Origin of the sequence: Bradyrhizobium sp. I71 (assembly GCF_022354745.1) — a bacterium.
In the GTDB taxonomy this organism is placed as follows: domain Bacteria; phylum Pseudomonadota; class Alphaproteobacteria; order Rhizobiales; family Xanthobacteraceae; genus Bradyrhizobium; species Bradyrhizobium liaoningense.
In genome coordinates this window covers 4556686-4575881 of the sequence record NZ_CP059398.1, presented here as the reverse complement: position 1 = coordinate 4575881, position 19196 = coordinate 4556686, and the positions used below count along the sequence as shown (strand labels likewise).

18 protein-coding genes and 1 tRNA gene are annotated in these 19196 nt (G+C 65.1%); 10 read left to right on the top strand and 9 right to left on the bottom strand.

The annotated features are described in order from the left end of the window. Window positions 1-64: 64 nt before the first annotated feature. Complete coding sequence (locus FJV43_RS22085; protein ID WP_239620945.1) at window positions 65-1561, bottom strand: aldehyde dehydrogenase family protein; 1497 nt, start codon at window positions 1559-1561, stop codon at window positions 65-67. Window positions 1562-1741: 180 nt separating this feature from the next. Here FJV43_RS22085 and FJV43_RS22080 point away from each other — a divergent pair, with 180 nt between their 5' ends. Then, window positions 1742-2587, top strand: coding sequence for an SDR family NAD(P)-dependent oxidoreductase (locus tag FJV43_RS22080; protein ID WP_239620943.1), 846 nt, complete (start codon window positions 1742-1744; stop codon window positions 2585-2587). 153 nt (window positions 2588-2740) lie between these two features. Here FJV43_RS22080 and FJV43_RS22075 read toward each other — a convergent pair whose 3' ends face one another. Further along, window positions 2741-2947: a hypothetical protein gene (locus FJV43_RS22075; protein WP_061879056.1), complete on the bottom strand. Its 207-nt coding sequence runs from the start codon at window positions 2945-2947 to the stop codon at window positions 2741-2743. A 401-nt stretch (window positions 2948-3348) separates the two neighbouring features. On the opposite strand from FJV43_RS22075, the gene FJV43_RS22070 reads away from it, so the two are divergent. Beyond that, on the top strand, window positions 3349-4620 hold the full coding sequence (locus FJV43_RS22070; RefSeq protein WP_239620941.1) for a DUF892 family protein: 1272 nt from the start codon (window positions 3349-3351) through the stop codon (window positions 4618-4620). A 31-nt stretch (window positions 4621-4651) separates the two neighbouring features. On the opposite strand, the gene FJV43_RS22065 is transcribed toward FJV43_RS22070, so the two are convergent. Beyond that, on the bottom strand, window positions 4652-6031 hold the full coding sequence (locus tag FJV43_RS22065) for a glycoside hydrolase family 3 N-terminal domain-containing protein (RefSeq protein WP_239620940.1): 1380 nt from the start codon (window positions 6029-6031) through the stop codon (window positions 4652-4654). 187 nt (window positions 6032-6218) lie between these two features. Between FJV43_RS22065 and FJV43_RS22060 the strand changes: the two genes are divergently transcribed. Genes FJV43_RS22060 through FJV43_RS22050 form a run of 3 tightly spaced genes read left to right on the top strand, consistent with a single transcriptional unit; the run spans window position 6219 to window position 10028 of the window. Next, a complete protein-coding gene (locus FJV43_RS22060) occupies window positions 6219-7721 on the top strand; it encodes a DUF4173 domain-containing protein (RefSeq protein WP_239620938.1) in 1503 nt (500 codons plus the stop codon). Between the two features lie 19 nt (window positions 7722-7740). Next, window positions 7741-8445, top strand: coding sequence for a response regulator transcription factor (locus FJV43_RS22055; protein WP_239620937.1), 705 nt, complete (start codon window positions 7741-7743; stop codon window positions 8443-8445). Further along, the gene (locus FJV43_RS22050) at window positions 8442-10028 is read left to right on the top strand and encodes an ATP-binding protein (protein ID WP_239620935.1); all 1587 of its coding nucleotides are present in this window, start codon (window positions 8442-8444) and stop codon (window positions 10026-10028) included. Before FJV43_RS22055 ends, FJV43_RS22050 begins: the two co-directional genes overlap by 4 nt. Here FJV43_RS22050 and FJV43_RS22045 read toward each other — a convergent pair. Continuing rightward, the gene (locus FJV43_RS22045; protein WP_165935896.1) at window positions 10025-10165 is read right to left on the bottom strand and encodes a hypothetical protein; all 141 of its coding nucleotides are present in this window, start codon (window positions 10163-10165) and stop codon (window positions 10025-10027) included. The two genes, FJV43_RS22050 and FJV43_RS22045, sit on opposite strands and share 4 nt — an antisense overlap. Before the next feature lie 79 nt (window positions 10166-10244). Here FJV43_RS22045 and FJV43_RS22040 point away from each other — a divergent pair, with 79 nt between their 5' ends. The 3 genes from FJV43_RS22040 (at window position 10245) to FJV43_RS22030 (ending at window position 13653) form a co-directional block, all read left to right on the top strand. Next, window positions 10245-10814, top strand: a complete 570-nt coding sequence (locus FJV43_RS22040) for an alpha-ketoglutarate-dependent dioxygenase AlkB (RefSeq protein WP_239620929.1) — start codon at window positions 10245-10247, stop codon at window positions 10812-10814. Between the two features lie 310 nt (window positions 10815-11124). Next, the gene (locus FJV43_RS22035) at window positions 11125-12054 is read left to right on the top strand and encodes a carboxylesterase family protein (RefSeq protein WP_345946202.1); all 930 of its coding nucleotides are present in this window, start codon (window positions 11125-11127) and stop codon (window positions 12052-12054) included. Window positions 12055-12429: 375 nt separating this feature from the next. Then, window positions 12430-13653 (top strand): ABC transporter substrate-binding protein, encoded by a 1224-nt coding sequence (locus tag FJV43_RS22030; protein ID WP_239620925.1) that lies wholly within the window; start codon window positions 12430-12432, stop codon window positions 13651-13653. A 419-nt stretch (window positions 13654-14072) separates the two neighbouring features. Here the strand turns inward: FJV43_RS22030 and FJV43_RS22025 are convergent, their stop codons facing one another. Beyond that, entirely contained in the window at window positions 14073-15635 is a 1563-nt protein-coding gene (locus FJV43_RS22025; RefSeq protein WP_239620923.1) for an adenylate/guanylate cyclase domain-containing protein, read from the bottom strand. A 190-nt stretch (window positions 15636-15825) separates the two neighbouring features. On the opposite strand from FJV43_RS22025, the gene FJV43_RS22020 reads away from it, so the two are divergent. Further along, the gene (locus tag FJV43_RS22020; RefSeq protein WP_239620921.1) at window positions 15826-16917 is read left to right on the top strand and encodes an enolase C-terminal domain-like protein; all 1092 of its coding nucleotides are present in this window, start codon (window positions 15826-15828) and stop codon (window positions 16915-16917) included. Between the two features lie 169 nt (window positions 16918-17086). After that, window positions 17087-17563, top strand: a complete 477-nt coding sequence (locus tag FJV43_RS22015) for an NUDIX hydrolase (RefSeq protein WP_239620920.1) — start codon at window positions 17087-17089, stop codon at window positions 17561-17563. Here FJV43_RS22015 and FJV43_RS22010 read toward each other — a convergent pair whose 3' ends face one another. From FJV43_RS22010 to FJV43_RS21995, 4 genes are all read right to left on the bottom strand, one after another. Continuing rightward, window positions 17564-17806 carry a hypothetical protein gene (locus tag FJV43_RS22010; protein WP_239620918.1) on the bottom strand — a complete coding sequence of 81 codons (243 nt, stop codon included), beginning with the start codon at window positions 17804-17806 and terminating at the stop codon, window positions 17564-17566. 14 nt (window positions 17807-17820) lie between these two features. Continuing rightward, window positions 17821-18294, bottom strand: coding sequence for an L-2-amino-thiazoline-4-carboxylic acid hydrolase (locus tag FJV43_RS22005; RefSeq protein ID WP_239620916.1), 474 nt, complete (start codon window positions 18292-18294; stop codon window positions 17821-17823). Window positions 18295-18551: 257 nt separating this feature from the next. Continuing rightward, window positions 18552-18626 (bottom strand) — tRNA-Val (locus tag FJV43_RS22000). Window positions 18627-18698: 72 nt separating this feature from the next. Then, on the bottom strand, window positions 18699-19058 hold the full coding sequence (locus FJV43_RS21995) for a response regulator (protein ID WP_028179810.1): 360 nt from the start codon (window positions 19056-19058) through the stop codon (window positions 18699-18701). Between the last annotated feature and the right edge of the window lie 138 nt (window positions 19059-19196).

Genomic DNA, 19196 nt, shown 5'->3' with positions numbered 1-19196 from the left:
CGGAAAGGCACCGCCCCACGAGAAGCAGATATTCCCCCTCGCGGAACGCGACGAGGAACAGACCTTACGCCGTCTTGATCCAGACCGCCTTCACGTTGAGATATTCCTCGACGTGCTGCTTGCCGGACTCGCGGCCGTAGCCGCTCATCTTGTAGCCGCCGAACGGCACGGCCGGGTCCATCGCCTGGTAGCAGTTGACCCACACCGAGCCTGCGCGCAGGCGCTTCGCCACCGCATGGGCCTTGCTGACATCGCGCGTCCACAGGCCGGAGCCGAGGCCGAACGTGGTGTTGTTGGCGCGCTTGACCAGCTCATCCATGTCCTTGAACGCGATCGCGGAGATGACGGGACCAAAAATCTCCTCCTGCGCGATGCGCATGTTGTCCTCAACGCCCGCGAACACCGTCGGCGAGACGAAGAAGCCCTTCGACAGCGCGCCTTCCGTGACGCGGCCGCCGCCGGCGAGCGCCTTTGCGCCTTCCTTCTGGCCGATGTCGAGATAGCCGGTGACGCGCGCGAGCTGCTGCTCGGATACGAGCGGTCCGATCTGCACGTTCGGATCGAGGCCGTTGCCGACCTGCAGCTTCTTGCCGAACTCGGCGACGCGGCCGACGAATTCGTCATAGATCGACTGCTCGACGAACAGGCGCGTACCGGCGCTGCAGATCTGCCCCGAATTGGCGAACACCGCCATCGCCGCGCCCGGCACGGCCGCGTCGAGATCGGCATCCGCGAACACGATGTCCGGCGACTTGCCGCCGAGCTCGAGCGAGACGCGCTTGAGGTTGCCGGCGGAGGCACGGATGATCGACTGGCCCGTGACATGCGAGCCGGTGAAGGCGACCTTGTCGACGTCGTGATGCGAGGCAAGCGCGGCGCCCGCAGTCTCGCCATAGCCGGGAACGACGTTGATGACGCCGGGCGGCACGCCCGCTTCCATCGCCAGCTCGGCGATGCGCAGCGAGGTCAGCGGCGCCTCTTCCGCCGGCTTGAGCACCACCGTGCAGCCGGTCGCGATCGCAGGGCCGATCTTCCAGATCGTCGCCGTCAGCGGCCCGTTCCAGGGAATGATGGCGCCGACGACGCCGATCGGCTCCTTCAGCGTGTAGGAGAAGATTTCGCCAGGCAGCGAGTTCTCGATGGTCTCGCCGTGGATCGCGGTGGTCTGGCCAGCATAGTAACGCAGCATGCCGACGGCGCGCAGGCGATAGGCGCGGGTGCGGCTGAGCGGCGCGCCCATGTCGAGCGTGTCGAGCTGCGACAATTCGTCGAAATTCTTCTCGACGAGGTCGGCGAGCTTCAAGAGCAGGTTCTGCCGCTCGAACGGCTTGACCTTGCTCCAGGGGCCTTCGAAGGCGCGGCGAGCGGCGGCAACCGCACGATCGATGTCTTCCTTGTCGCCTTCGGCGACGGTCGCGAGCAGCTCGCCTGTGGCGGGATTGCGGGTTTCGAAGCGCTTGCCTGAGGCTGCATCGACCCACTTCCCGTCGATCAGCATCTGCTTGTAAGATCCATTTGCAAACGGATGGCGCGTGATCGGAATAGCCTGCGACACAGCCATGGCTGCACTCCCTGTCAGGTGATTGATTGGTTCGATCTGGGCGGGATCGTTCGATCGAGGATACAGCCGGGCCGGTTGGGCGTAAAGGCAGCGCCGAACGAAGACCTCCCATGCCGACTTGTGCAGGGTCGGACTGCCGCCATGTTATAGCTCGACCGAGGCCCTCCACGGAGACGATCCATGCCACATCCCGCCATCGTCAAAGACAATGTTGCCGTGATCACAGGCGGCGCATCCGGCATCGGATTTGCCGCTGCCATCGCCTTCGCGCGCGCTGGGATGAAGGTATGTGTCGCGGATGTCGACGAGGCACGGTTGGCTGAGACTGCAACAAAACTGTCATCCGTCACAGCTGCCGCAAACGTGATGACCTCCGCCGTCGATGTCAGCAACGTCGAGAGCGTGACGGAACTGGAACGCGCGGTGCGCGAACGGTTTGGTGGCACCGACATCCTCATGAACAATGCCGGCATCCAGCCGGGAAGCACACTGTTCGGCGAGCCCGACCATTGGCAGCGCATCATCGGCGTCAACATGTGGGGCATCATCAACGGCTCGCGAATCTTCGCGCCTGGCATGATCGCGCGCGGCAACCCGGGCCTGATCATCAACACCGGTTCCAAGCAGGGTATCACCACGCCGCCGGGCGACCCCGCCTACAATGTCTCGAAAGCCGGCGTGAAGGCGTTCACGGAGGCGCTCCAACACGAGCTGCGCAACACGAAGGGCTGCCACATCACGGCGCATCTGTTGATCCCGGGCTTCGTCTTCACCGGCCTGACCGCGAAGGGACGCACCGAGAAACCGGCCGGCGCCTGGACGCCGGAGCAGACGGTCGATTTCATGCTTGCGCAGCTGGAAGCCGGCGATTTCTACATCCTCTGCCCGGACAACGACGTGCCCCGGGCCCTCGACGAGAAACGCATGCTCTGGGCCATGGGCGACATCGTCGAGAATCGCCCGCCGTTGTCGCGCTGGCACCCGGACTATGCCGATGCGTTCAAGAAGTTCGTGGAAGGAGACTGACTGTGGTTCGGAGCGCGGAAACGCGCTTCTCGGAACCATGCAGGCCCCGCTGATGCGGCTCGGCCCACGATCCTTCGAGACGCCGCGCGAAGAGCGCGGCTCCTCAGCATGAGGAGCCGGAGCACGGCAGCACGGTGAGATCAGGGGGCCCTGCTACAACGTCTCTTGCTTGTGCCCACACTGCTTGCAGGCGAACTTGACGCGGGCTTGGCCCTTTTCCGCCTGGACCCGGTTCGGGGCGCCGCATTTGCCGCAGACCGCCTCGATGCGGGTCGTGCCCTGCTTGACGACGATGGTCTTCTTTTCCATCGATTCGCGGATCAGGCGTTCGGCCTCCTCGCGCAGGGATTGTTTCGACAAAGCTCGTCTCCGCCTCTGGAAAGCGCGAGAGCCATAACGCACCTGCAATCGAAGCACAATGCGTGATGAACCGCCGGCCCATCGACCTCATGCGAGGTCGTCCACAGCCGCGGGGAGCGGCGGAGACCCATTGAACCGTCGCGATTCTGCCGCCGCGCCGGGCTCAGGCCGCCTTGGACCCCCACAAAAGCCGCTCGGCATTCGCATCCTCGATGCGGTTCCCAGCCGGCTGCTCTCATGATCGTCCCCCGCACGGTCCTGGTGAAGGTCTTCAGGGCTGGACCGTGGCCTCTTCGCTCCGCCAACCGATTTGGAGCGAAATCCGAATTTTGAGATGACTAGGAACGATCATTCCAAGGGCCCGTTGTCGCCGTAGTTTCCCTCATAGCGCGAGCCGTCCCATGTATCACCACGTCAAGAAGCTGATGTTCACCGTGCGCGTCGACGAACCCGATCCGCGCTTCGGCAATATGCTCCTCGAACAGTTCGGCGGCGCCAACGGCGAACTTGCGGCGGCGATGCAGTACTCGATTCAAGGGCTGAATTGCGAGGACCCCGACCGCAAGGACCTGCTGATGGACATCGGCACGGAAGAGCTCAGCCATCTCGAAGTCGTCGGTTGCCTTGCCCGGATGCACCTCGCGCCTTCGAAGAACGACCGCCAGGCGGCCGAAGCCGATCCGCTGATTGCGATTGCCGGCGGCGGCGGCGTCAATCTGTTCAACTCGCAAGGCAATCCCTGGACTGCCGACTATCTCAAGATCACCGGCGAACTCGACGTCGATCTCCGCAGCAACATCGCCGCCGAAGCTCGGGCAAAGATCGTCTACGAACGATTGATCAATTTCTGCGACGATGCCGGCAGCAAGGACGCGCTGCAGTTCCTGATGACGCGAGAGATCACGCATATGAAGGCGTTCGCGCGAGCGCTCGAAAGCCTGTCCAAGCCGGCCTTCAGCATCGGCAGGATTGCTCCGACGCCGGGCCTCGTGAACCAGTATTTCAACGATTCCACCGGCAGCGGTGATCATGGCGAGATCGACACCCGCGGCCCCTGGAACGAAGGCGAGGACTGGGTTTTCACGGAATCGCCTGCGCTTCAGTCTTCTGATCCCGGCGCGGCCCCGTCGATCGTCGCGGAGAGCTCGTCGCCCGTCGACGAGGCGGGCCTCACCGACCTTCTGCTTCACGAGCTGCGCGACATCCTCCATGCCGAGAAGCAGTTGACCAAGGCGCTTCCCAAGATGGCCCAGGCCGCGCGCTTCGACCAGCTGCGCGAGCTGTTCGAGCAGCATCTGGCCGAAACAGAGAACCAGGTCGAGCGCATCAACGAATGCTTCGAGCTGCTCGGCGAGAACCCGCGGGCCAAGCCCTGCAAGGGCATGATGGGCCTGATCGAGGAAGGCCAGGAAGTCATGAAGGAAGGCGAAGAGAAGGAGGACGCAGCCGCCGACCTCGCGCTGATCTCGGCGGCCCAACGCGTCGAGCATTACGAGATGTCCGGCTACACCACCGCGCGCAACCTTGCGCAGCAGCTCCGGCACAGCGCCATCGTCGCGCTGCTCTCGAAGTCGCTCGCGGAAGAGGAGAACGCCGATCTCCTGCTCAACCAGGTGGCGCGCTCGCTGATGTCGGTGGCGAAGATGCCCGCGGCGCTGGAGCAGGCCGAATAGACCTCGCTACGCAACGCGCAGACGCCCGAGTTCAACTGCCCCGCGCCATCGCGCGCGGGGCAGCAGGCATAACTATCCCAAGCGTGCTTCCATCAAGTGTGGCGGCTCCGGCCTCCGCGGCCGGCAAGCGCTGTTCCAGCCGCGCCGCGCTCGCGCGCAGCATCGCCGCGTCGAGCCTGCCCCGCCGCGATGCATCCAGAGCGCAGGAAAACACCCGATAGAATTGCGCGCCGTCATAGGCGACCAGCAGCATGTCGACGCCGGCATTGATCGCCTCGACCACGGCCTTGCAGACATCGTTCTGATAGATCGCGCCCATGACGAGATCGTCCGTCATCACCACGCCCTGGTAACCCCACTTCCCACGAATGATTCCCTCGACCACGCGCTTCGAATGCGATGCGGCGCGGTCGGGATCGACGGCGGTGAGCGTGACATGGCCGACCATCAAGGCGCTCCGCGAGTGCGACATCACCTCGCGGAACGGCAGCCAGTCGGTTGCCTCCAATTCCTTCACCGGCGTATCGAGACTGGCGCTGAAATGATGCGTGTCATCGCGCACGCGCCCGATTCCGGGGAAATGCTTGAGCGTGGCACCGACGCCTGACTCTTCCAGCCCCCGGACATAGGCGCTCGCGATCGTGCTGACGACCGCGGGATCGGCCGCGATCGCGCGCTGGCCGATCAGCGTGTGAAAATCGAGGCGATTGCGGCGAACCGGCGGCTTCAGGTCGAGCACCGGCGCGAGATTGAGGTTGACGCCGAGCCCCGCGAGCTCTCGGCCGTGAATGCGGCCGAACTCTTCCGCTTTGGCCTGCTGCTCGTCGGGAGCGAGCCCGGCGAGCGTCGCCAGCGCCGGCACCTTGGTCAGCGGTGGCGCGAGATGCCCGACGATGCCGCCCTCCTGGTCGGCCGCGACGACCAGCGGCGGCAGGCCTGCGGCGCGCCGCTTGTCCTGAAGCGCCGCGATCTCGGCCCGCAGCGCTTCGATCGTCCGTCCCCGGATGTTGTGCCGGGTGACGTAGACGCCGCCGATCAATCCCTGCTCGGCGAGACGCGCAACCTCCGGAAACGAAGAATAGCCGACCATGAAATGAGGCCCGAGCCGACGCGCCTCGGTCACGTCTGCGCTGAGCACATCGTGCTTTCGCAGCACGAAGCTGAGATGCGCCACCGCCATCAGCAGCGGCGGCAGGCACCAGAGCATGACGAGCAGCTTGCCCGCGATGCTGCACCAGCGTCCCCTGCGCAGCAGGACGACAACGATCAGGATGCTTGCGACGACAAGCGCGATGTTTCCAGCGCCGCGCAGCACGAGCAGGTAGGGATCGTTCTTGTTCGCGGCCGCGAACGCCGCGAGAAGCGCGGCAGGCCAGAGCAGGCTGAGGCCGAGGCGATTGAGGAACTGCATGATGCGTCAAGCCCAAGGTGATGAACGCATCGCACCTATCAAGGCGACTGCCACTGCGCGAGGGGGAAAAGCGCGCCTGCACGAAAACTGCAAAAGACTCCTGAAACCGTGCTGACGTCCATCCCGGTTTCTGCGCAAGCGCCGTGCAGACTGCACGCTATCGTACTTCACGGAGAATCTTCTGGACATGACGAGCCTGGCTTCGACGCAGACGACGGACATTCAACCGATCAGGCCTTCGGCGCTGTCGGCCAAGCTCGCAATGGCACTGCTGCTCGCCGCACTTGCCGACTTTCTGCTCTACGGCCGGCGGATCGGACTGTCGCTGGTGATCCTGGCCGTCGCGATTGCCTGCGCCTCGCTGCTTGCCAACCGTGCGGCACTGGACTTTCGCCGCGCAGTGACCGGCGGCGCGATCGTTGCACTCGGTCTCGTGCCGGCCATAGAAGAGCTCAACACGCTTTCGTTGCTGATCCTCGTCGCAGCGCTGACCATCGCCTTGCTGCTCGCAACCAATCCGGAGACGACGGGCCTCGGAGACCGCGCCCGCGCGCTGCGAAACCTTGTCCTGTTCGGTCCCTTCAGATTCTTCCCCGACGCGCTTCAGGTCTGCAACATGTCGGCGTTCACCCGCGGCATCGCGCTCTGGCTGATGCCGGTGGCGCTGAGCACCGTGTTCGTGGCGCTGTTCGCCGCCGCCAATCCGGTGATCGAGCAATGGGTGTCACTGCTCAATCCGAAAGTCATCTTCGAATATGTCAGCGTCCGGCGCGTGCTGTTCTGGACCTTGATGCTGGCGCTGGTCTGGCCGTTCATCCATGTGCGCTGGCGGCGCAAGAAGGTTGCCGCCGCTACCGAAACGGACGTCGCGGAGCCGCTGCCGCCCTTCGTGTCGCCGGAGTTTCTGGGCCCCTCCACCATCCTGCGTTCGCTGATCCTGTTCAATCTGCTGTTCGCGGCACAGTCGATTCTCGACGGCATCTATCTCTGGGGCCACGTCGCGCTGCCCGACAATGTGACCTATGCGTCCTACGCCCATCGCGGCGCCTACCCGCTGATCGCAACCGCGCTGCTCGCCGCCGCCTTCGTCCTGGTCGCGATGCGACCGGGCGGACCGGCCGAGAAATCGAAGGTGATCCGGCCGCTGGTCTATCTCTGGGTCGGGCAGAACGTGCTTCTGGTCGCCTCCTCCATCCTCCGCCTCGATCTCTATGTCGACATCTACATGCTGACTTACTGGCGTATCGCGGCCTTCATCTGGATGGGGCTGGTCGCGCTCGGACTGGTCCTGATCGTGACCCGCATCGCCCTCAACCGGTCCAACCAATGGCTGGTCGGCGCCAACTTGATCGCGTTGGCGATCGTGCTGTACGGCTGCTCGCTCGTGAACTTCGACGCCTTCATTGCCGACTACAATGTCACCCACAGCCGGGAGGCATCGGGCAAAGGCGTGCAGATCGACATCAACTATCTCCTGACGCTCGGGCCGCAAGCGCTGCCCGCCATCGACAGGGCGATCGCGCTGCGGCCCGGCGCCAGCGAAGGCTGCCTTGTGTCACAGCGAGACAGGCTTGTAGAACAGCAGCGCCAGGACCTGGCCTGGCGGAGTTGGGGCTTCCGAAGCTGGCGGCTCCAGCGCAGGCTGGACGCCCAGGCGGAAACCAGGTCCGGCAGCCGGTTGGCGGGCTGACGAGACAGCGGAGAATTTCTTGGCGCATCGCATTCTCATCGTCGACGACGAGGGCCACATCCGCGAGGTCATCCGCGTCGCCCTGAAGAAGGCCGGCATGGACGTGATCGAGGCGCGCGACGGCAAGGAGGCGCTCAGCCGCTTTGCCGCCGACAGGCCCGACCTGATCGTGCTCGACATCGGCATGCCCGAGTTCGACGGCCTCGACGTCTGCCGCGAGATCCGCAAGACGTCCGACGTGCCAATCCTGTTCCTGTCGGCGCGCGACGAGGAGATCGACCGCATCCTCGGCCTCGAGATCGGCGGCGACGACTACGTGACCAAGCCGTTCAGCCCGCGCGAGCTGGTGGCGCGGGTCAATGTCATCCTGCGCCGCCTCAGCCCGCGCAATGGCGAGGCCAAGGCGGTTGCCACCGCGCTGTCGCAGGGCAGTCTCCTGATCGATCCCGAACAGCACGTGGCTTCATTTGCAGGGACACCGCTGAAACTGACCGCGATCGAGTTCGGCATTCTGCGCGCCTTCCTGACGCGGCCGACTTCGGTGTTCAACCGCGAGCAGCTGATGCGGGCCGCCTATCAGCTCAACATCCAGGTCTCCGACCGCACCATCGACAGCCACATCCGCAACATCCGCGCCAAGCTCGCGGCGCTGGCTTGCGACAACGTCATCGAGACAATCCACGGCGTCGGCTTCAAGCTCGGGCGCTGCGAGAAAGAGGCATGAGCACGGCGCCAGACAAATGGCGGCCGTCGCTGGGGCTGGTCATCTTCACGGTGCTGGCCACCGTCGCCATCCTGCCGCTGGTCGGCCTGTTCTTCTTTCGCCTCTACGACAACCAGCTCATCCGACAGACCCAGGCCGAGCTGATCGCGCAGAGCCGCGTGCTGGCGACGATCTATGCGCAGGAGGTGGCAGCAAGGCTCGACAGCGGCCTCACGCTGGGCGCCGAGGTGCCACCGGGCGTGCTGCCCGATCCCGGCGACCAGGTCACGCCGATCCGCCCCGGGCTCGACCTCACCGCGAACGACCTGCTGCGGCGGCGGCCGGATGCCCAGGCTGCACCCCGGCCGGCGCAGCCCGCCTATGTCGAGATCGGCGCAAGACTCACGCCGATCATTCGCGAGACGCAGAAGGTGACGCTGGCGGGCTTTCGCATCCTCGATCCGCAAGGCGTGGTGATCGCCGGGCGGCAGGAGGTCGGGCAGTCGCTCGCCCATATCGAGGAGGTCGCGGACGCGCTGCACGGGCAATACCGCGCCACCTTGCGCAACCGCGTGCCGGACAAGCCGCCGCCGCCGATCTATTCCTTCAGCCGCGGCCTCGGCGTGCACGTGTTCTCGGCGATGCCGGTCATCGTCGACAATCGCGTCGCGGGGGTGATCTACGCCACGCGGACGCCGAGCAACATCTTCGACCACCTCTACCAGGAGCGCGCCAAGTTCGTGCTGGCGGGGCTGGCCGTGCTCATCGGCACGATCGCGATCGGGCTCGTGTTCTCGCGCACCATCACGCTGCCGATGCGCGAGCTGATCGATCGCGCCGCGAGAATCGGCCGCGGTGACCGCGAGGCGTTCCGACCGCTCCGGCACTACGGCACACGGGAGTTCGCCCAGCTCTCGCACAGCTTCCTCGGCATGGCCGAGCAGCTGGCGCGCCGCTCGGACTACATCGCGACGTTCTCGGCGCACCTCACCCACGAGCTGAAATCGCCGCTGACCTCGATCAAAGGCGCGGCCGAGCTGTTGCAGGATTCACTTCAAGGCAAGGCCGAGGGCCTGACGCCGGCCGAGCAGACGACATTCATCGCTAACATCCTGTCCGACACCCAGCGGCTGGAGGCGATGGCGCAGCGGCTGCGCGAGCTCGCCCGCGCCGAAAGCCTGCCGCAGAACGAGCGCACGGAGCTCGCGCCCGTGATCGCTGACCTCAGGAGCAGGTTTCCGGCAAGCTCGATCGAAGCCAGCGGCAGCCTCGACCGGGCGATCGGCATGTCCGGCGAGAAGGCGCTGATCGTGCTGTCGCATCTCGCCGACAACGCGGTGCGGCACAAGGCGAGGACCATCAGGCTGGAGGCCGCCGACGAGCGCACCACCCTGCGGCTGACCGTGAGCAACGACGGCGAGTTGATCTCGGCGCCCAACCGCGACCGGATTTTCGATGCGTTCTTCACCACCCGTCGCGACCAGGGCGGCACTGGTATGGGGCTGGCGATCGCGCGGGCGGTGATGGCGAGCCATGGCGGCTCGATCAGGCTCAAGCCGACCGGCGGCGGCGTCGCCTTCGAGCTCCAATTCCCTGTGGCCTAGATCGCGAACACCCAGGCGGCGACGATGGTGCCGATGGTGACGAGACCAGCGATGGTCCAGCCCGCGGCATATTCAAGCTCAGGATGACCGGTCGCCCGCATGATCTCTACCGGATCGGCGGTATGCTTCTCTGCCATGACAGCCTCGCACGTTTCTTCCCGCGTCATAGATAAGTCGCATCAGCCGCCATTAGGTTCCATCACGGAAATGCGAGGCATGACGCAGCTTGGTTTGTTCGCCGAACCGGAAGCGGGCCCTGCGGGGCTTCGCTATACGGACGACTTCATCGATGCCGCGGTCGAGCAGGACTTGATCGACCGCATCGCAGCATTGCCGCTCCAGCGCTTCCAGTTCGGCGCCTTCGAGGGCAACCGCCGGGTGGCCTCGTTCGGCTATCGCTATGACTATTCGCTGCAGCGTCTGGCGGAGGCGGAGCCGATCCCGGACTGGCTGCTGCCCACGACGCGGCAGGTCGAGGCATGGGCGCGGCTGCCGGAGGGCAGCGTTCGGCAGGTGCTGTGCACCGAATATGAGGTCGGCGTCGGCATCGGCTGGCACCGCGACAAGCCGCACTTCAGGGAGATCCTGGGCCTGTCGCTCGGCTCGCCCTGCAAATTCCGCTTCCGCCGCCGCAACGGGGACAGATGGGAACGCCACACGCTCGAGGCCCTGCCGCGCTCGCTCTACATGATGGACGGCGAGGCGCGGTCGCAATGGGAGCACAGCATTCCGCCGGTCGAGGCGCGCCGCTACTCCATCACCTTCCGGACGATGAAGCGGGCCTGACAGGCCGGCCCAACAAAAAATGCGAAAACAACCCCATGCACAGTAGGACGCCATTTCCGGTGCAGGGTAAGTGGCGCCGGGCAACGGCTTGACGCACCGGGACAAAGTGGCCGCACCGCGCAATCGTCGCGCGGCCCGCGAACTTGCAGTCCAATCGCGGATTCTTGCCAAACTGAGGCCCGCGCCACGCCGGCCGCCTGCCGAGCGCAAGCGCCGTGAATTCGCCTCAACATCAGCCAACTAATGAGGCGAATTGAAAAGACAGGCCAAATCGGCAAGCCAATATCGCGCCCGCGAGGCCAGCATCACCATGAAGAATTACCTGGCATTTTTCCTGCTTTTGACCATGACCGCGGCCTCCGCACACGGAGTTTTGCCGGCGCGGCTGTCGCCGCCCACCGGGCTCGTCCAGGCGGGCCTCACCGACAGCGACACCACCGCCGGCGGCACCGCCCGGCTGTGCGAGCAGGTCACCTTCTCGCGCGGTCTGCGTTATGGCGAGAGCGAGGCCAATGTGCTCGATGTCGCGACCAGCGCGATCAAGGCGGATACGCCGCGGCCTGTGCTGCTGTTCGTGGCGGGTGACAGCTTTACCGGCGACCGCGCGGCGCCGGAGCTGTCGCGACAGATCCAGGACCAGGCCATGTGCTTTGCCGCACGCAACGACATGATCGGGGTCCGCGTCAACTATCGCCTGGCGCCATCGGCGACCTGGCCCGCCGGCGCGTCCGACGTGGCGGCGGCGCTGTCCTGGGTTCACGGCAATATCGACCTGTTCAACGGTGATGCCCGCGAAATCGTCGCAGTCGGCTACGGCGCCGGCGCCTTCCATGTCGCCACCCTGCTGGCCCATCCTGAGCTGCAGACCGACGGCGCCGACGTCGCCGGCGTCGTGCTGGTGTCCGGGATCTACCGCGTCGGCAAGGAGGCGAGCGACAGCGAGAAGGCCTATCTCGGCGCAGACGCCACCCAGTACGACAGCCGATCGGTCTTCCCCGGCATCCTCAATGTCGATGTGCCGATCGTGCTGGCCTGGGCCGTGGACGATTCCTCCGGCCTCGTGGCGCAGGGCGAAACCCTGAAGAAAACGCTCTGCGGCGCCGGCCACTGCCCGCGCAGCACGCTGCTGCGGAGCCGCGAAGGTATCGCGAGCGCCTTCGGCCTCGACGGCTCCGGCGAGAGCCTCGCCGAGCCGACGCTGCTGCTGGTGCGTCAGCTCGAGGCGCGCGGGCTGCCGTAGCGAAGGGTTGCGGCAGCGCGCTTATTACTCCGACCGTTTGCTGGGCCACCCCCCTCTCCCCCGCCCTCCCCCGCAAGGGGGGAGGGAGCGCAGCGGCGCGCGCGGCTGCGCTGTGGGCTCATCGCCGGCACGCTTGATGAATCGAGCCCATTCGCCACAACGTAAGTGCGTTCCCTCCCCCCTTGCGGGGGAGGGCTAGGGAGAGGGGTGCCACACGGCGCGCTCTCTCGCTCGTCGGCGCGTCAGCACGACTGCCGCTTTCCTTCGCGCCAACAACTGCACCGCGTCGAAGCGCGCCACCCAGCCACACGATTGACAAACGCTTGACCTAGACCGAGCTGCCCTGGTGCGGGGGCCAACGACAAGGTGTCGAACATGCGCGTCACCGGCGGACTGCTGCTCGTGTTGATCGCCGCCTTCGCCTCGCTCGGCGCGATGTCCCAGCAACGTGCCGAGCAACCGGCAAGCAACGAGGAAATCCGCATCGGCAATGTCATGCCGTATTCGGGCCCGCTCTCGGAGTTCGGTGCCATCGGCCAGGCGGAGGCCGCCTATTTCAACATGATCAACGCGCGTGGCGGGATCAACGGCCGCAAGATCCGCTTCATCACGCGCGACGACAATTCCGATCCGGCGACTGCGCTGGAGCTGACGCGCAATCTGGTCGAGACCGAGGATGTGCACCTGATGTTCGGCTCGTTCGGCACACCCGGCAATCTCGCCACGCGCAGGTACCTGAACGAGAAGAAGATCCCGCAGCTCTTCGTCGCCTCCGGCGACGAGGAGCTGAGCCAGGCTAAGGCGTTTCCCTGGACCATGGGTTGGCAGCCGTCGTTCAGGTCCGAAGGGCGCATCTACGCCAACTACATCCAGGCCTACTACCCGAAGAAGAAGATCGTGGTGCTCTGGCAGAACGACCAGTTCGGGCGCATGCTCTACAAGGGCATCCAGGAAGGCCTCGGCGATCTCAACCGTCACGTCCTCGTCGACATCGCCTTCGACATTGCCGATGAGCATCTCGACGGGCACGTCTCGATCCTCAAGCGCGCGGGCGCCGACATCTTCGTCTTTCTCGGCGTGCCGTCGACGGCGTCCAAGGTGATCAAGCTGGCGGCGTCCTTCAACTGGCACCCGGTCTTCATCGTCAACGATGCCTCCGCCTCGATCGCCAATGCGATGGCGCCCGCGGGCCTCGAGAACTCCGCCGGCGTGATCTCGGCGGCTTTTCTGAAGGATCCGAGCGATCCCGCCTGGAAGGACGATCCCGCCATGAAGGACTGGTTCGCCTTCATGGACAAATACCATCAGGTCGAAAGCACCAACAACAGCGCCGCACTCTATGGCTACGCCGCGGCCGAGGCGCTGACGCAGGTGCTGAAGCAATGCGGCGACGACTTCTCGCGCGAGAACATCATGCGCCAGGCGGCTTCGCTCAGGGGTTATCCCCCCTCCGTTGCGCTGCCCAACATCCGGATGAATACTTCGCCCAGCAACTACCTGCCGATCAGGCAGATGCGGCTGGTCCAGTTCGACGGACGCTCGTGGCAGCCGTTCGGCGAGGTGATCGAGACGGCATTCATGGAAGGCGCGGCAAGGTGAGCTTCACGTCAGCGCGCCGTTGCGAACAGCAGCGCGACGACGGCTCCTACCATTTGCTGGGCCACCCCTCTCCCCCGCCCTTCCCCGCAAGGCAGGGCTATCGCATGTGGTGCGCACGGTGCGGCGGCATCGGCACTAGGCTCCCTCCCCCGCTTGCGGGGGAGGGTTGGGGAGAGGGTGTCTCCGCGCTGGGATTATTGAGATTAACTGAGGACGTCCCTGCGTGGCGAGAGCCCTCACCCGCCGCGCTCTGCGAGCGCGTCGGCCTCTCCCGCAAGCGGGAGAGGCGGAGCAAGCCAGCGGACAATCCCCGTGAAATCCATATGCGATTGCCCTGCCCTTGCGGGGGAGGGTTAGGGAGAGGGGTGCCGCACGGGGACTCTCGCGATCGAAACGAACGCTACGCGCGGCCGCCCCCCTCACGCCGGCTTGAGCGAGGCCAGCGCGTTTTCCAGCAGCGAGCGCACGCGTGCGGCGTCGCCTGACTTCACCACGGCGGGGTCGAGATAGAGTTCGAGGCCCGGGGCGCGCTCGGTGATGATACCGCTGTTCTCCGCAGCAGTGTCGTTCAGCGCGTCCACCGAATAGGGAATGACCTCCCGGCTGATGCCCTTCATGGTGATCGCCGGCAGCGCATGGGCCCGGACGATATCGCTGACGAGTGCAAAGGTCTCGTAGCTCAGCACGATGCCGCCGGGCTCGGCGATCGATTGCAGGCGCGCGGCGAGGTTCGCCTCCGCACCGATGATGGTGTAGTCCATGCGGTCCGCGCTGCCGAAATTGCCGACATTGCAGTAGCCGGAATTGATGCCCATGCGGGAGCGGAACGGCTGCTCGATGCCGGAGGCGCGCCATTTCGCATTGAGCTCGGCGAGGCGCTGCTGCATGCGCCAGGCCATCTGCAGGCAGGCCTGCGCATCGGCGCGGTCGCCCCTGGTCTCGGGGTCGCCGAAGAAGATCAGCATGGCGTCGCCGATGAACTTGTCGATGGTGCCGCCATATTCGTGGGCGATCGTCGACATTTCCGTGAAATATTCGTTGAGGAGCTGCGTCAGCTGCTCCGGCTGCAGCCGCTCGGCGGTCGCAGTGAAATTCTGGATGTCGGAGAAGAAGATGGTGAGCTTCTTGCGCTCGGTGTGGATGGTGACGTCCTTCTGCCCGGAGAAGATGCTCTTGTAGACCTGGGGTGGAATGTAGCGCGAGATCTTCATCGAGAGCGAGGCGAGGAAGTCGTTGGCGGATTCGAGCTCCTTGTTCATGCCCTTGATGCGGCGCGCCTGGCGGCGCTGCAGCGAGAGGAACGACAGGCCGCTGCCGGCGGCGATCACGAAATAGGCCAGCAGGAACTTGAACGAGAAGATGTTGGCGGCGATCGGCTGGGCGATGATCACCTCCTGGATGCCGCGGACATCCCCCACCTTCCAGTCCTTCTTGGGGCTTTCGGGGTGGCTGTTGTGGCAGCTCACGCAGGCCGGCCCCATGGTGACGGGGGCGACCAGGCGGACCTTGTCGTTGAACAGCGAGGTCTCGGTCTCCACGATCTTCTGCTCGGGGTCCTTCCGCAGTGCATCGAGCGCGTCCTTCTCGAACTTGTCGAGCTGGTGCGGGGCACGGTTCTGGAACGGGAAGTCCGAGACGAAGCGGTAGGTGATGTTCTCCTGCTGCGCGCCGATCACCCGGCCGAGCTCGAGCGACAGCGTTGCCGGAATCGGGATCGCGCCGGGGATGGATTCGTAATTGTGCACCACCCTGGTCGTGCCGTTGGGATTGGCGAGCACCCGCCCGACCACGTTGGACGCGTAGTAGCTGCGCACGCTCGTGATCACCGAGTTGAGATCGATGGCCTGCCGGCGCAGCGCCGTCTTGCTGAGCTCGGTCAGGTCCAGCCACACCGCGAGCGGCAGGGCGAGCAGCAGGAAGGCGATCACGGCGCCCGTGAGAATGCCGCTCTTGCGCTGATCTTCGGCGACCTCTTGTTTCACTCTGTGGCTCCGCTGTGTGCGATTTTGTCGCAAACCCGTCGGGATTTGCAGCAAGGAATGCGGCAGCACAGAGCCAACAATTGCGGGCCCGCGCAACCCCATTTTATGGTGGTCGGGCCAAGCGCCTTTTCGTTTCATCACGGATGTTTAAGATCGGCCGCGTCTGCATCCGCCCCGCCGGGAGAAGCCCATGACCGAGACCATTCGCATCAAACGCTTCCACGCGCGCCCCGTGATCGTGCCGATGAACCTGCCGCTCCAGACCTCGACCGGAGCAATCGCCAAAGCGCCACTGCTGCTGATCGATTGCGAGACTGACCAGGGCGCGGTGGGGCACGCCTATCTGTTCTCGATCACGCCCTCGGCCTTGAAGCCGCTGACGGCGATGGTCACGGAAATGTCAGACCTGCTCGCCGGCGACGAGCTGCTGCCGGTCGAGATCGAGCGCAAGCTGAGCCAGCGCTTCACGCTGCTTGGCCTCGCCGGTCTGCAACGGCTGGCCCAATCCGGCATCGACATGGCCGCCTGGGACGCGCTGGCCCGCACACGTGGCCTGCCGCTGGCCCGCCTGCTCGGTGGCGCGCCGAAACCGGTCAGGGCCTACAATTCGAAGGGGCTCGGCATCATGCCCGCCGGCGCCGCGGTCGAGGAAGCCCACAGGCTGCTGGCCGAGGGCTTTCGGGCGGCGAAGATCCGCGTCGGCCGGCCCGACGCACGGGAGGACCTCGCCGTCGTCCGCGCGGTGCGCAAGGCGGTCGGCGACGAGATCACGCTGATGTGCGACTACAACCAGGCCCTGACGGTGACCGAGGCGATCCGCCGCGGCGAGATGCTCGACGACGAGGGCTTGAGCTGGATCGAGGAGCCGAGCCGCCATGACGATTATGCCGGCTGCGCCCGCATTGCCGACGCGCTGCATACCCCGGTCCAGATCGGCGAGAATTTCGACAGCGCCTTCTCGATGCAGGCGGCACTCTCGGCGGAAGCCTGCGACTACGTGATGCCCGACGTGCAGCGCATCGGCGGCGTCACCGGCTGGCTCCGCGCCGCCGCGCTGGCGCACGCCGCCGGCATCGAGATGTCGACGCACCTGTTCTCGGAAGTGAGCGCCCATCTGCTCTGCGTGACGCCGACCGCGCACTGGCTGGAATATGTCGACTGGGCCGACGCGGTGCTGGCGACGCGGCTGAAGATCAAGGACGGCTTTGCGCTGCCGGGCGAAGAGCCCGGCAACGGGATCGAATGGGACGAGGCGGCGGTGAAGAAATATCTGGTCGGATGACAGCGATTTGCGCAGTAACCGCCAATGTCGTCATTGCGAGGAGCTCTTGCGACGAAGCAATCCAGACCGCCACCGCGGAAAGATTCTGGATTGCTTCGCTGCGCTCGCAATGACGGAGTGAAATCAGCACACGCGTTGCGCTGAGACAGCAAGCGGACTAACGATCCCCATGACCACATGGCGCCCTCATTCCCACATCCGCGTCGTCGCACTCGGCCTGCACTGGCGGGACGGGCGGCTGCTGGCGGCCGAGGTGCGTGACGACGCAGGACGGATCAAGGGTGTGCGACCGCTCGGCGGCGAGATCGAGTTCGGCGAGAGCTGGCGGACTGCCCTGGTGCGCGAATTCAACGAAGAACTCGGCATCGACATCACCATCACAAGCGAGCCGCAAATGATGGAGAATATCTTCGTGCACGAAGGAGCGACCGGTCACGAGGTGATGTTCATCGCAGCGGTCGCGTTTCCAGACGGCGCGTTCAGCGGCCAGGACCGCATCGATTTCCGTGAGGATAACGGGGAGCAGATCATTGCGCGCTGGTTCGACCTCGCCGACCTCGACGTCGGGGGCGGACCGAGCCTCTATCCGACCGGGCTCAAGGATGTGCTGCTTGGACAAAAGAACAAGTCCCGACGGGCGGGCTAACTACCACGCTTCCGCGCCCGGAATTTTCTTCCGCACCGCCATCCGCTGGATCCAGATGCAGCGACGGACGGACTTGCTGGATCGGCCGACGGCGGATATCCCCTCGCCGGCCTGAAGCAGCGGCGCCACGTTTTCGCGCAAGCTCCGGCAGCGCTGGAGTTCGGCTTGCCAGTCGACGGCGGCGTCGGCGCCCGACGCGATCAGCGCCAGCATCGCCATCGCGAGACAGATCGTCGTCCGCATCGCTCGCATTCCCTTCATCGTGATCCGCCCGCATCGCGCTTGTAGCGGAAGTCGCAATGAGAGGCGCCTTGCATGATCGTCTGCGTACGCGTGAGTTTGATGTCGGGACCAAACCCTTCCGCGGTCGCAAAGTCCGCAGTGCAGATCAGAAGGAAGCCGAGCTCCGGCTCACCCAGGGCCTTGTAAAACTCGGCATAGGCGCACCGCTTCACGTCGAATGCGAATGCGTCATGCGTCTGCTCGATGACGTCATAGGCGAGCGCATCGTCGCGGGCGTAGGTTTTGAAGGCCGAGGACACGGCCCTGCCAAGGTCGCTCTCGTTCTTCGCCTTCCAGAATTCCTCGCCGAAGCCGCGATAGAGGTCGCCAAGCGCCTTGCGCACCAGCGTATTGGCGCGGGCTTCGCCGAGTTCGGCCTGGAGCGCCTTGACCAGCGGCACCAACACCTGCGCCTGGATTTTTGCTTGCTCGATGACGGATGCGGTCATGGGCGGCTCCGCTCTTGAAGCGAGCGTAGCCCGAATGGAGCGACTTGTCCGCCGGAACTCGAAGAGCGAAGGCGGAAGCGCAATCCGGGACGGCGGCATGGGGACAGACTGCGGATGACACGGAGTTCGATTCGGGCTGGGCGCCGTTCCAGAGAAACCGAGCAAGACGCCTCAGTCCGTTTACGCTCTTCGAGCTACGCCGGACACGCTTCGCCGCAATTTTCGAGGCTGTGCCACGCGAAGCCGAAGGCGAAGCGTGGTGGGCACGACAGGGATCGAACCTGTGACCCCTACCATGTCAAGGTAGTGCTCTCCCGCTGAGCTACGTGCCCTAGAGGTCATTTCATCGGTGGGGTCCCTATAACGGCTCAGGGGACCCGGCGCAAGGACGGAACGGGGCCGATTTAGGCCGCCAGCATCTTGTTCACTTCGCTGACCAATTCGCGCAGATGCACGGGCTTGGACAGCACCTTGGCGTTCTTGGGGGCGTCCGAATCCGAGTTCAGGGCGACCGCGGCAAAGCCGGTGATGAACATGATCTTGATGTCGGGATCGAGTTCCGAGGCGCGGCGGGCGAGCTCGATGCCGTCCATCTCCGGCATCACGATGTCGGTGAGCAGCATCTCGAACGGCTCTTCCCGCAGCCGCTGATAGGCGGCCATGCCGTTGTCATGGGACGAGACCTGGAAACCGGCGTTTTCCAGCGCCTTGACCAGGAAACGGCGCATGTCGTTGTCGTCTTCGGCGAGCAGGATTTTTGCCATGGCAGGAAACGTCGAATCCCCAGAGGATATCAGCAGAGGTCACTAAGCCCGACAGAGGGTAAATTTGGGGTGAAAATCTTTACCTTGGGCCGGCTGCGCTGCCGGCTCTTGTGAACCGGAACGGGCTCCGAATCAATC